This window comes from Iocasia fonsfrigidae (genome assembly GCF_017751145.1).
In the GTDB taxonomy this organism is placed as follows: domain Bacteria; phylum Bacillota; class Halanaerobiia; order Halanaerobiales; family DTU029; genus Iocasia; species Iocasia fonsfrigidae.
In genome coordinates, this window is record NZ_CP046640.1 from 3,365,600 (window position 1) to 3,380,177 (window position 14,578).

Here is a 14,578-nt window from a genome sequence, read left to right on the forward strand (position 1 = left end):
ATTGCAACTAAGTTTTTATCAGGGATACCTAAATAGGTATCCCTGATATATACAAATCTAAATTCCATATGACTCCAGTTCTTCTTTGCTTATTTTACCTTCTTCGTATCTTTTTATTAATCTACTCTCAATACTATAATTTTTCATTACTTCTCTAAAATCATCCAAAGAAACATCTTTATTCCATTTATAGCTCATATTTTTCATCTCTTCTGCCGTAAATGGTTGATTGTCTAACCACCACTCCTGATAAGCATTAGCTTGAGTATTAGGCAATACCAGAATAGGCACTTCAATAACAGGGGCTTGACCATCTTTATTTAATAAAGGTTTGTCTAATAAATAATTATGAAGTAATGCTACAGCAAAACCGGAGTTTATCCAGTGGGCACCATTAGCAGCTGCTACTTCTTTATTATTAAGCGCTTCTAATACTGGTGGATCCAAATCAGTTATATAAAGTCTAGCATCTATATTAGCATGTTTTTTTAATATCTGTAAAGCCCCTATACCCCAATCACCACCACTAACATATACAGTATCAATATCTTGATTAGCTACAACTAAGTTCTCAGTAATTCCCATTGCATCAAATCTTGTAACACAACCCCAACCAACACCTAACACTTTTCCACCATTTGTCTCAAAAGCATCGGTAAAACCTTTCACCCTGGCTTCATGGGTTGTATCTCCTCTTTTACCAGTTACAATAATAGCTTTTTTCAGATTAGATTCAACAGCAAACTCACCAATCGGAAAACCAGCGTTGTAATCTCTTTCACCTACTGCTCCTACAAAATATGGGTTTTGTCTTAAATACTTAAGGGTTTTTTCAGTAGGTAGATGGTCATAAAGAACAAATGGAACCTGAGCTGCTCTACATTTATTAGATACCACAGGAAATAGGGTATCACTAATTCCAAAGAATACTATTCCATCTACTCCTGAGGCAATTAAGTTTTCAACATTGGAAATAGTTTTCTCCAATTTGGCCTCATCATTAACAGCTATTGATTTCATTCCTAAATTATCTGCTGTATAGACTGCAAATCTTTCCAGAACATCTAGACAATAGAGCCCCTGCAGATAATTATTAATCCCAATTTTAAAGTCCTCAGCTAATACTCCACCTGATATTGATATTATCAAAACACTAACAATCAATAACATAAACACTTTTCTCATTTTTTTCATTACTTAATACCTCCTATTGGGTTTTTATTATTAAGGATTACTCCTTAATCTCTAACCTAATAAATCATGTCTAATCATTGAATATTGAAAACCTGCCTTTTTATATATTTATTTTTGTAGCTAACAAATCCTCATTATCTGAAGAAGGTCCTGCATATATTTCATATTCTATATCTTCAATTTCCCATTTTTCAGTTTTGTCATTGTAATAAGCAAGTTCATCAATTTTAATATCACAACTAACAGTCTTTGTCTCTTGGGGTGCCAGAACAATTTTCTTAAACCCTTTTAGCAATTTTAAAGGTCTATCTACTTTAGAGTTACTAAAGCCAACATAGTATTGAACTACCTCTTCACCTTCGATATCTCCTTGGTTTTTCACATCAATATTTACTGTAATAACCTCATTTTTAAGCTCTGTCTGTAGGTTGTCATAACTATAACTTGTATAACTAATACCATATCCAAATGGAAATGCTGGCTTATATTTTTCTTTATCAAATAATGTATAGCCATGATAATAACCATAATTAATTTCTTCTGCATCTTTATCAAAGAATGGTAATTCTTCCTCAGAAGAAGGAATCGTAAAGGGCAGCTTTCCACTGGGATTTACCTCTCCAAATAGTATTCTCGCTAAAGCATTACCACCTTCCATACCAGAGTACCAGGCTATTAAAATGGCTGCTGCTCTTTCTTTCCATTCTTCCATCATAATTACACTACCACCTGTCAAGACTACAATGCTGTTTTCATTTTCATTTATAGCTGTATCCAGTATCTCATATTCTTCTTCAGCAATAGTAAGACTATCTCTATCTCCACCATTATTGGCATCACCAAAATCTTCGAGGTATTCTCCTTCATCCCCAGTTCTATTACCTGTTATAACAATTACAAGATCTGCAGCTGAAGCTACTCTGGCCACCTCTTTTAAATCAGAGCCATCCTGATAATTAATTTTAATATCTCTACCTACCAGATTTTTTATCCCCTCTAATGGTGTAACAGTATATTCATTTCTAACATTACTACTCCCTCTATCTCCAGTATTAGGTGTATTTGCCAGGCTACCAATTACAGCTACTTTTTTTACTTCATCAGTATTAATTGGCAAAATATTATTTTGATTCTTTAAGAGTACCATACTTTTTTCTGCTGACTCACGTGCTAACCCTCTATGTTCTTTACAGGCCACCATAGATATATCATAATTTTGTTTATCTTCAGCAGTAATAAACTTTAATTTTTGACGTATTATTCGTAAAACTGCATTATCTATAACTTCTTCATCAATCTTTTTCTCTTCTACTAATTTTTTTAGTTTATCTCCATAATGCATAGTAAAGGGCATCTCGATATCAATACCTGCTTTAGCGGCTTTTTCCCCATCATACATACCAAATACAAAGTCAGTTATTACAAAACCATCAAAATTCCAATCTTCTTTAAGTACTTTGCTCAATAGGTATTCATTATGACCACAGTATTTACCCCTGACCTTGTTATAAGCACTCATCACAGAGCCTGCACCTTCATCTATACAGCGTTTGAAATGAGGTAAATATACTTCCCTTAAGGTTCGCTCATCAAGGTTAACATCCACTTTAAAGCGAGCATTTTCCATACTATTAACAGCAAAATGTTTTATACAGGCTATAACATTATGTGATTGAATTCCTCTTACCTGAGCTGAGCCAAACTCACCTAAAAGAAAAGGATCTTCACCAAAAGTTTCCTGAGCTCTTCCCCAGGCAGGATGTCTTAATAAATTTATACATACACCTCCATAGTAGTTAGCCCCCTGTGCTCTTGCTTCTATCCCCATTACATCAGCAATGCGTTCTTCTAAACCAATATCCCAGCTGGCAGCCCTTGCCATAGACACGGGAAAACAGGTTGAATTTCCTATAACAATCCCCCGTGGACCATCTGTAAATGCAATTGGGGGAATACCCAATTCTTCATCTTGCCCGGCATAATAAGGTTCTAGATTATATCCATTTTCCATCATATTATCCACAGCTTCTTTTGTATAGAAGCTATCACCAGACATCTGATTGACTTTTTGTTCGAGAGTCATTTTTGCAAGTATTTTTCTAGCCAATTTATTAATTTCATCTTCAGTTCTCTTTTGCCTCTGCCATATTTTAACTGTCATATTACCTCTCCCCCTTTTCTCTTTATCTTATAATTTATTATAAAATAAAAAAAATTACGAATCTCTCCTTTTTTTCACTACTTTTTTTTACGTGTTTAGACAATTTTTTTAAAAATTTTTTAAATAAAGAAAAAACCGAAAAATCACTAAAAAGTATTGGTGATTTTTCAGTTTTTTCTTTAAGCCAAATACATATTTAGCTATTATATTTCATATATCTTATTCAACACTATCAATTCTATTCCATGAACCGGTATTTCTGTTTTTACGGTATATTCTTTTTCACAATCAACTCTTTCTATCTTCATCTTGGGATATGATTTTATTTTTAAATATTTAATTTCCTCATCATTTAATTCATAGGGGCAACCAAGTTCAACCCACTCATCAAAAGCAGAACCATCCTCCCTATTCAAATAATAATGTCTAAGCTTATATTTTCCCTTTAAACCTTTGATATTAAGATTTAACTTCATATCGTCCTTTCTCTCAAATACTTTATATCTATTTTTTTTTGAGATCTGATTAATTTTACTATTCCCCTTCATATATATATTATTAAGATAGGAATAATTATAGACAAGTATCTGAATATCGGAACTTTTTTTGGTAACTATATAATAATCACCTTGCTCAACTACTGTGCTACCTAATTTTGAAAGGAGCCAAAAAGCATAATATGATGGTTTTTTAATCCCCTCTGTATTTACCAGACCACTTCCACCAAAAAAAGGTCCTTCATCTATCGGCCACTCATATAAAACATCAGATAAAGAAAGAAAACCCATTCCTTCAACCTTTTTGCCTGCTTTAAGAGCAGTATCAACAACATAAGTGGCCATAAATGCTGTATCATGGACATATTCTTTAACATCCCAGCTCATATTCCACCTGACTATCATAAATTCAGCATGTGGATAAAAATCTTTTAACAAATCTTTTGTTTCTGCAGCTGTATCTACTGTATGCATTTTATCAGAATAGCCAAACCAGACACTTAAAAGGGTATTATCATCAAAAAAATCAGACTTATTAAAATCTAAATCCTTTTCATTTAAAATCCGATTATGATAGATATTAGCATTGTAAAAATCTATTGGGACATTGTTCTCCTGACAGAATTGCAAAAAATTTCTTGATTTTCTGTATCCATGATAATAATTTTCTGAAGCTGGGCCAATCTTAATAGATTTAGATATTTTTTTTATTTCTTCAGCAGTTTGCTTATAAAAAAGAAAATACTCTTCATCTGTCCCATCCCAGTGGAGATTGTAGAAAGAAAACTCACCCCATATCTGAAAATACCATTTTTCAATACTGTCCATTCCATACCTATTGATACAGTGAATAAAAAAAGAATAAACAAGATCAAGCCACTGTTCTATTTTTTTAGGAGGAGAGGCATTAGCCCTATAATGAAAGACCTTTTTATTTGTTTTAGCCAGTACATCAGGCATAAAACTAAGACAGACAAAGGGTTTAAGTTTTAATTCAAACATAAAATCAAAAACCTTATCTACGAACTTCCAATTATAATAAATATCTCCATTCTCGTCTAGTTTACATACCTCCATCTCATCATTAAATATACCCTCAAATCTTAAATATTCAAAACCAATATCTTTCTGCATTTCTATAATCTGGACTTGAACATTTGAATCTAAAATTGTATATACTGAACCAATGTTTATTATTTTCTGCCATGATTTTTTCAGTATACCGCTAGTATTATCGATATTAACAGTAATTTCTTTCTCTAAAGCCTCTTCCTTGTTATCCTGAATAAGCTGACCTTGATCTAAATATGTCTTGACTTTTCTGTGTACATAAAGACCCTCATCCTCCTGATCATTATTTGTCTGTCTATATAAATTTCTATATTCACCAGGAGTACAGTTATAATAACGATGAAATGCCCTATAAAAACTTTTTAGGCTGGAAAATCCGTTATTATAGGCAATGTCGCTAATATTTTCATTTTTATATAGTATCGACTTCATTGCATTATACAATCTAACTATATCTACGTAGTCCTTAAAATTTATGCCAACAAAATCTTTAAATTTTTCAGATAAATACGATGTGTTATAATGTTTTTCTTCAGCAATATTTTTTAAGGTTATTTTATTCATATAATTGCCTTTAATGTGCTCAATCATCTCGTTAATAATGATATACTTGCTATTTTCAAATTTACTAAGCTGGGATTCGCCCTGATCAATAGTAAAATTATCTTCTATATATTTTAACATCTTTATAAGGTTATTATTTATATTATCCAGCATTTCTATTGTCTTTTTATTGTAAATATCTATCATTCTACTAAATAAAAATCGAATCAGTTCATATCTCTGCTGTTTTTCATTAGAAGAATTTAATAAAAAATGTTTATTATTAAAGTTAGCTATATATTCCTGACAGAAACTCTTTTCTATTTCCATTACCAAAAACTTATGATCATCACCTGTATTTAATCTATGATTACTAAAACTATTAACTAATAATAAATCATCATTGTAAAGCATAATCTTTTTATTTTCAACCTGTACAAATAATTCCCCATCAAGGACCCAGATTAATTCTAGTCCATCATGGAGATGAAACTTATTTCTGGGAGAATTAACAAATATCTTAATAGGCAGACCATAATCGTAATTAATACATTGAAAGTTCATTATAATCTCTCCCTCTTTAGGTTCTTAAAATAAAAAATTCAACGAATATACTTAATCCTGATCTATGACTTAAATATTACTTAAATAAGCAAAAAAACAAAACTATTATCAATATTCGACAATATTCCTGAATATCCTTCAAGTTGACAGCTATCTCTTTTGTTAAAATAATACCATTATACCTATTATTATTTTTATAAACTATGTGTTTTCCAGATTTACATCAAATTTAAAAAGGAATTTTAATAAAAATTAAAAAATAAGATATATCAGGTAACTCAAATATAAATTTCAAATTCAATATTATAACAACAACAATAATAATAATTACTAAATAATAGGTAAAAAGCCCTGGAGAAAATTAAAAAATCCAAGGCTTAATTTATATTATAAGATCTTAAAATAAACATCTTGCATCCTATCTGACATTTTAGCCAAGCAAACATTAAACATATCCAATACAATCTAGTTCCTCTTATTACTATCCCCTCTCCTCAAATAACTATTTATCTTCCTCACTCCATCAAGGGCATCTTCGGCATAAAGGTCAGCACCAATTTCATCTGCATATTCCTGGCTTGTCACTGCACCACCAATAATTACAGCACCTTTAAAGTCTTTCTTTTTCAGCAGTGAGACAACATGCCTCATTTCCTCCATAGTAGTAGTCATTAAGGCACTGAGCCCTACCAGATCAACATCATATTCAAATGCCTTCTCTACAATTAGTTCTGTAGCAACATTGGCCCCTAGATCAATGACCTCTAGGCCATGGTTAGCGAAAATAGTCTTTACTATATTCTTACCGATATCATGCATATCACCTTTAACTGTTGCCAGTAAAACCAGGGCCTTTTTCCCTACCTCTGTATCACTCCCCAGTAGCCCTTTCAGGTAATCAAAAGCAGCCTGAACTGTCTCGGCACTTCTTAATAACTGGGGCAAAAAATACGTACCCTGATCATATAGCACACCAACCTCTTCAATTCCAGGGATCAGTGCTTCATCTATTACCTGCTGGGGCTTAGTCCCTTCCTCAACCGCCTGCTCGGTATAAGCAACAATATCATCTTTATTACCCTCTATAATTATACCATGAATTTGCTTTAAAATACCTGTTTTCTTATCTTTTGACTTTTTTTTACAATCTTTATCCTCGTTTCCTTTATTGACACTATACCAACTAATAAATTCTCGACCATCTTCATCACGACTGGTAAGCAAATTAGCAGCCCTGATAATATGATATATTCTCTCATTAAAGGGATTAATAATCGGCAAATCAAGTCCTGCCCCAAGGGCCATTGTTAAAAAGGTTTCATTAATTAACTCCCGGCCGGGCAATCCGTGTGAAACATTACTGATGCCCAGGGTTGTCTTTACCCCAAATAGCTCTTTCACCTCAGCCAGGGCTTTAACAGCTATAAGGACCTCTTTTTGTTTAGCACCTGCTGTCAAAGCTAAAGTATCAATTACTATATTACTCCTTTTAATACCATACTCCTCTGCTGCCTCAATAATCCTTTTAGCTATAGCAATTCTACCATCAACCGTTGCTGGTATACCCTTTTCATCAAGTGTTAAACCAATAAGAGCAGCACCATATTTTTTAGCCAGAGGCATAATAGCTTCAAGAGATTTTAGCTCACCATTTACTGAATTTATCAGAGCCTTACCAGTATACTCCTGTAGAGCCTTTTCCAGTACATCAGGGCTATTTGAATCCAACACCAAGGGAACATCAACCTCAAGCTGTAATTCCTGAACAAGCCTGCCCATTACCTCTTTTTTATCAATCCCAGAAATACCAATATTAACATCAAGTAGGTTAGCACCGGCAATCACCTGTTTTTTGGCCAGGTCTTTTAAATACTTCCAATCCCTGTTCCGCAGGGCAGTTTTAAGGTCATCTCTACCAGTAGGATTTAGCTTTTCCCCAATAAGCTGTACTGCTTGCTGATCTGATACTTCAATATGTTTATGATTACTGCTAAGAAATAAACTTGGTTTTTCACCATTTTTATTTTCCACAATAGTCTTTTTAGCCGCCTCTTTAATCGCCGATATATATGCAGGTGTAGTACCACAACAACCACCTATTAATCTAACATTATATGTCAGCAATTCATTAATCCTTAGACTATAGTCTTCAGCACTTTGGGGATAAAAAGTCTGATTATCCTTCATTACTGGTAATCCTGCATTAGCAAAAACACTAAGGGGTAGTTCAGTAACTGCTGACATCTTTTTTACTATCGGTATAGCCTCATCAAGGCCAGCTACACAGTTCACCCCAACCATATCTACACCAAGCCCATCAAGGACAATTGCTACCAGTTCCGGTGTACTCCCGGTAAGGGTAAGTCCCCGCTCTGTATAGGTCATCTGGGCCACAAGTGGAATCTGGTATTCCCGGGCCGCAACCACCGCTGCCCTCATTTCCTTCAAGTCACTCATTGTTTCTATACATATCAGATCAACACCAGCTTCAACTAAATACCCTATTTGTTCTGAAAATACCCCTCTAGCTGTAGAAAAACTAAGTTCTCCATGAGGCTCCATCAGTTTCCCAGTCGGACCAACAGAACCAGCTACCAGAATATCATCCCCTATACCCCTGGCTATCTTGACCGCTTTCTTATTTATCTCTTCGATCCTATCTTCTAAACCTTCCAGGGCTAATTTTAAACGGTTAGCCCCAAAGGTATTGGTCTCAATCAATTCAGCTCCGGCAGTAGCATATTCCTGATGAATCCTGGCTATTTCAGCTGGGTTTTCCAACATAAATAATTCCGGTGGATTAATCTGTTGGCATTTAGAATTCTGGATCATAGTCCCCATAGCCCCATCACCAACAATAATCTCCTCTTGTATTAAATCTATAAACTTATTCTCTACCAACTGCATTAGATATCACCCCTGACTAAAATATTTAAATAAATTTCATACTATAGTTTTATCGCTTTATTAATTCAATATCCCCCCATACACCTAACTGGTCATCCATCATAATAACAGCAGCTATAATACCTTCAATTCCCTTTAACCAATTAATTGTCTCTGCTATATCATCCCTGTTTTTTACGCGATTACAAGCAGCTGTGGCAGCTGCATCAGCCAATATAGTTGAAGAGCTTACTACTGTAACAGCATCTGCTTTACCCTTACTAAAAGAAGGCCCTAATCTCCCGGATGAAGTACAGATACCTAGAGGCTTTTGCCTGGGAAACACCTTAATAGCCAGTTTATCACTGAAGGGGGAGCCTTTACCAGCATAAAGTCCTATCCTAGAATCCTCATTGAGGGATAAAAAAATGTCTCCACCATTTTCAACTATGACCTCATCTGTATAATCTAATAAATAACAACCAATCCTTTCAGCAAACAAACCAGCAATACCAGCCATTGGCCCTACCCCTACCCTGGCAGACATTTCAGCCATAACTTTTACTTCATCAGGGGCATTACCATATATGTCAAGAGGAACAAAACTACTGAGAAAAGCAGGATGACTATTAATATAATAATCAAGACTTTTTCTTAGCCTTCTTACTTCCTCATATGTTTCTTCTACCAGTTTTTTGGGGGCATATATCAAGAGATCAGTCTCCTGATAAGATACTGTAAATTTTTTATATCTATTACTAGTCCATTCCCTATAAAAACGCGGCTCATACATTAAAAACTCACCCAAGCTCCAGGGAAAGGGCCTTCATTGAACAGGCAGATAAGCACATTTCACATAATAAACACTTATCCTGATCAACTATTAATTCCCAGCTTTCTTGATCCATAAGCAGAGCACCACTCCTGCATACCCCTGTACAGGCCCCACAATTAATACACCTATCCTGATTATAACTAATACTCTTTTCCAAAAAATCAACCATTACACCCTCTGACTGCAAGTATTTAATACTCTTTTTAATAGATTCCTCGTTTTTACCTCTTATATCAAGCACCATATGGCCTTCTTCATCAGGCAAAACCCTGGCCTGAAAAACATTAATAATTACATCATATTTTTTAATTAAATTATAGGTTACTGGCTTACCGACAATTTCAGGGCCAAAAACCAACTTTAATCTTTTTTTACACATTAGGAACAGCCCCTTCCTTCAATATCTTAAACTGACTGTTTGTTGATAAATTCTCCACGGGTTTTTCTAATAAAAATTCTCCATTATTTATCCATTTCTTTAATTCAAGGGCAATCTTTCTGGCCTTATTATAGCTGGATAATGGTGCAGTCGGTACTTCCCGGCCATTTTCCAGAACAATCGTACCTGACCTCAATTGTTCATAATTAACCTGACCTAAGGTAGGGTTATCCCTTACACCACCACTATAATCAACAATAGTAACATCAATGTCCCTATCCCTAACCGCTGTATACCTGACCATTTCTTTATTTAAAATAGGAATTGGCACACCTATTCCCACATACATACTTACACCATATTTTTCAATAGAGGCAGGCCGGACATATTCAGTACTCATCTCTTTTAAATCCCCAATCACTGCCATAGTACCAGCACCACCTACCGGGATCCCTTTTTGATTTCTTTCCCTAACAGGATTATGCTGGGTACCCTCCCAGGCAATATATCCCTGGGCACCACCCAGAAATATCCGACTCCCAATACCAATAGTTTTATAATAGGGGTCATTTAAAAGAGGGCTTAATTGTCCAGCACTACTATAACTTGCATTCCCAAATCTGGCCATCAAAGGCCCCATATAGGTATAAATCATTTTATCAGAGGAATTTACTGCTACCCAGTAATTTTGGTAGCAATTCCGGGGATTAAACAAATAGGCCTGATTCAAATCTTCCAGGGTAATATAGGTATCAAGTTCTTTACGGGGATAAGAATCAGTACCCTTTGAAGTGGCCCTTAAATGTACTTTTCGACCAGCAAGTAGTTCTTCAATAACATGTGCCCCTCCATATTCCAGCCCTTTTATCTCAGATTCTTCAGTTGCACCTAAGTAAACATCAACAGCTGCCAGACCAGCATAAGCCATAACATCATTTAACCAGACCCTCCCCATTCTTATAGGGGGATCACAATGTCCAAAATTTAAAAAGGCACCAGAAGAACACATTGCCCCAAAAGTAGCTGTAGTAACTACGTCAACCTCTGCAAGGGCCTTATCCTCACCATTTTCATCTACAAAATCAATCATCTCTTCAGCTGTAAGAACCAGGGCTTCACCTTTTTTTATTCTTTGATTAATCTCAGCATAACTCTTTTCTGTTTTTTTCCCGCTCATTTCCCTCACTCCTTAATTATTTCGATACTTTAAACTCCCTTTATAAATAAAATCCTCTTCCCTGGAGGAAGAGGTTATTTACATAGCTCTCATCTTCCAGGAAATAATTTATCCTGCAGGATTTAGCACCGTGCTTATGCCGGTTGCCGGGCTTCATCGGGCCAGTCCCTCAGCCATCTCTTGATAAGAAATGAATATTAAATTATCAATAGTATAGCATAATACTTTTCTTAAGTCAATATCACTGTACAATATCAGCCAGTTTAATATCTTTTATTTTATCATACCTGAAATCAGCCTGTCCAACCCGCTCTTCAGGCCCAATACCAACAGTATGCATCCCTGCCGCCAGAGCTGCTTCAATCCCAGACTCTGCATCTTCAATCACAATACATTCCTCAGGTTCCACCTCTAACTCCTCAGCAGCATAGAGGAACAGGTCAGGGGCTGGTTTATTATTTTTCACACTATAGCCGTCAGCAATAAGCTGAAATTTCTTCCCAATCTCCAGATTTTCAATAACTGTTCTAGCATTTCTACTTGCTGAAGCAACAGCCAGCTTATACCCATCTTCTTGCAGCTGATTTAATAGTTCCTCTACACCTGGTATAAGATCTTCCATTGTAATATTATTAATTAATTCCTGATAATATTCATTCTTTTTAACCATCAACTCTTCCATTTTATCTTCAGGTAGTGTCTTCCCTTTTAGCAAAATTTCCAGTGACTGCCTCCTGGTTACACCCCTTAATTGTTCATTATCCTCTCTGGTAAAAGATATCCCTTCTTCCTGAGCAAGCTTTTTCCAGCTTTGATAATGATATTCCGCTGTATCTGTTAAAACACCATCTAGATCAAAAATAACCGCCTTTATTTCTCCCTTATTCCTTTTGCTCATATTAATAATACACCCCCATAGTTATATCCTTATAAACAATTATATTTTTATTAAGTCTTCGATTAATTGTAAAATATCCGCCGTTTTATTCTTCAAATAACACCCTGGACGCCGCTTAAGTTCCTGCCATAATAAAGTAGCTTCTCCCCCTGTAAAATCACGCTCCTGAAACTTCCTTCCCCCCTTAAGAATTATAGTTTTGTCACTTAAATCAAGAAGGAGTTTTAGATTATCTAGATTACCATGGCCGAAAGGTGTTTCAGCAAGCAAGATTATATCTGCCTCAGTCATTAACTGTCGGTTATATTCCAAACTCTGCTTACTTATCGGGTTAAAAGGTGGACTCTCAGCTATCTTAAGGTTTAACCTCCTGGCTGTTTCCCAATCACTATCACCAATATTTAAAACTCCACAACTTAATTGAAAACCCTTATTATGAAGCAGGGAAAACATTTTGCGCCCTGAACCACCCCCACATATCAAATGAATTTTAGGAGTATTTTCTGTAATTGTGCTTCTCTTTCCCCACTGCTTTTTTTTACTACCCCCAGGAACCATAATCAGGTATGGTTTGCCAGTAAAAGGATTCTCCTCAATAATCACATCACTCTGATAGACCTCAGCAATAGTTTCACTCCTTAATACTTCTGTAGGAATACCTGTCTTATAGACCTGCCCATCCTTTAACAAAATCAGTCTATCACAATATTGACCACTGAGATTAAGGTCATGTGAAACAAGGATAATCGTAATACCCCTGTACCTATTTAATTTAGCCAGCAAGTCAAATATCTCCCCCTGATAATTAATATCCAGACTGGCAGTTGGTTCATCCAGCAGCAAGATATCAGGTTCCTGAGCCAGGGCCCGGGCAATAATCACCCTCTGCCGCTCTCCCCCACTAAGTTTATTAATATTCTCCTGAGAAAAGCCCTGAGTATCTGTCATCTCCATTACTTCACTTACAATTTCCCTATCTTGCTCACTCACCATGCCCCAGCGATTCTGATACGGTCTTCGCCCCATCATAATCAGGTCATAAACTTTAAAATTATAATCAACATTTGTATCTTGAGGTACCACAGCCATTATACGGGCTAAGTCCTCATTAGATACTTTATTTAATAAATAATTATCTAGATAAATAACACCCTTATCAGCTGGTAAATACCCGCTTAATGTCTTAAGAAAGGTTGATTTTCCAGAACCGTTGGGCCCAATTATACCGATAAAATCACCTCTAGTAAGATATAGATTTATCTCCTTTAATACTCTTTTATCCCCATAACTAAAATGAAGTCCTTCTATTTTTATCATTTTCTATCACCAGTACTCCCCTTTAGTCTTTCGTAATAGGTAAATAAAATACGGTCCCCCTGCTAAAGCAGTAATAATTCCTACCGGTATTTCCATAGGTGCCAGGAGAGTACGGGCCAGGTTATCACTGACAAGCAAAAACAACCCCCCTAACAGGGCTGCTGCCGGTATCATTTTTCTATGATCCGGACCTATTAATATCCTGACAATATGAGGTACAATCAGACCGATAAAACCAATAATGCCACTTACAGATACTACTGCCGCTGTCATAAGGGCCGCAGCAATGATCAAGTGTAGTTTAACTCTTTCAATATCCAGACCCAGGTTATAGGCATTCTCTTCCCCTAGTAGTAAGGTGTTTAGGTCATTTATATGGAAAATTATTATAAGCAAAGCTGTAAAATAATAGGGAAGAATCGTTATAATCTCCTGCCAACTGGCAGTAGCCAGACTACCCATCAACCAGTAAACCACCTTGTGTAAACTGTTTGTCCCTAAAACCATTAAAAAGGACATGACAGCATTAAGTAGAAATCCCATTGCTACCCCAGCTAAAAGAAAAGTTATAACCGGAAGGCCCCTTTTACTGTAAGATAAGCTGTAAACAATATATACGGTTATTACCGCACCTATAAAAGCCATTAAAGGGATAGTACTTATCCCCAGAAACTCCCAGTCAATATTTAGAATAATAGTCAGGGTTACTGCTGTACCAGCCCCAGATGAAATCCCTACAACATAAGGGTCAACCATTGGGTTGCGGATAACTCCCTGAAATACAGCACCAGCCAGAGCAAGCCCTGAACCTACCAGCAAACTCAATATAACCCTGGGTAAACGAATATTTTTAACAATTAAGCCATAAGTACTCCCACTTTCAGCTGAAAACAATACCCTGATAAGCTGTTTGAAAGGGATATATATACTACCAATTGACAGGGATAAACTAATTATTATAAGCCCTATCAATAAAAACCCTATAAAAAAAAGCATTGTCTTAATTTTATTATTCATTAATAACCACCATATACTTTATTCAAGAAATAAATTAAA

The 14,578-nt window shown here is 35.5% G+C and carries 10 protein-coding genes and 1 riboswitch; all 10 genes read right to left on the minus strand.

Annotated elements, in window-relative coordinates; genetic code table 11:
* Window positions 1-57: 57 nt before the first annotated feature.
* Complete coding sequence (locus tag GM661_RS16155; RefSeq protein WP_230867732.1) at window positions 58-1,194, minus strand: sugar ABC transporter substrate-binding protein; 1,137 nt, start codon at window positions 1,192-1,194, stop codon at window positions 58-60.
* Window positions 1,195-1,294: 100 nt separating this feature from the next.
* Window positions 1,295-3,355 (minus strand): beta-glucosidase family protein, encoded by a 2,061-nt coding sequence (locus tag GM661_RS16160; RefSeq protein ID WP_230867733.1) that lies wholly within the window; start codon window positions 3,353-3,355, stop codon window positions 1,295-1,297.
* Between the two features lie 203 nt (window positions 3,356-3,558).
* Entirely contained in the window at window positions 3,559-6,030 is a 2,472-nt protein-coding gene (locus GM661_RS16165) for a GH39 family glycosyl hydrolase (protein ID WP_230867734.1), read from the minus strand.
* A gap of 465 nt (window positions 6,031-6,495) precedes the next feature.
* Entirely contained in the window at window positions 6,496-8,937 is a 2,442-nt protein-coding gene (locus GM661_RS16170) for a homocysteine S-methyltransferase family protein (RefSeq protein WP_230867735.1), read from the minus strand.
* 49 nt (window positions 8,938-8,986) lie between these two features.
* The gene (locus GM661_RS16175) at window positions 8,987-9,709 is read right to left on the minus strand and encodes a UPF0280 family protein (protein ID WP_230867736.1); all 723 of its coding nucleotides are present in this window, start codon (window positions 9,707-9,709) and stop codon (window positions 8,987-8,989) included.
* A gap of 7 nt (window positions 9,710-9,716) precedes the next feature.
* The gene (locus GM661_RS16180) at window positions 9,717-10,130 is read right to left on the minus strand and encodes an NIL domain-containing protein (protein ID WP_125986192.1); all 414 of its coding nucleotides are present in this window, start codon (window positions 10,128-10,130) and stop codon (window positions 9,717-9,719) included.
* Window positions 10,123-11,307 (minus strand): homocysteine biosynthesis protein, encoded by a 1,185-nt coding sequence (locus GM661_RS16185; RefSeq protein WP_230867737.1) that lies wholly within the window; start codon window positions 11,305-11,307, stop codon window positions 10,123-10,125. Before GM661_RS16185 ends, GM661_RS16180 begins: the two co-directional genes overlap by 8 nt.
* An 86-nt stretch (window positions 11,308-11,393) precedes the next feature.
* A riboswitch (SAM riboswitch) is annotated at window positions 11,394-11,497 on the minus strand.
* Window positions 11,498-11,548: 51 nt separating this feature from the next.
* Window positions 11,549-12,205 (minus strand): beta-phosphoglucomutase, encoded by a 657-nt coding sequence (gene pgmB, locus GM661_RS16190; RefSeq protein WP_230867738.1) that lies wholly within the window; start codon window positions 12,203-12,205, stop codon window positions 11,549-11,551.
* A 39-nt stretch (window positions 12,206-12,244) separates the two neighbouring features.
* Window positions 12,245-13,522: an ABC transporter ATP-binding protein gene (locus tag GM661_RS16195; protein WP_230867739.1), complete on the minus strand. Its 1,278-nt coding sequence runs from the start codon at window positions 13,520-13,522 to the stop codon at window positions 12,245-12,247.
* A gap of 6 nt (window positions 13,523-13,528) precedes the next feature.
* The gene (locus tag GM661_RS16200; RefSeq protein WP_230867740.1) at window positions 13,529-14,539 is read right to left on the minus strand and encodes a FecCD family ABC transporter permease; all 1,011 of its coding nucleotides are present in this window, start codon (window positions 14,537-14,539) and stop codon (window positions 13,529-13,531) included.
* Window positions 14,540-14,578 lie beyond the last annotated feature (39 nt).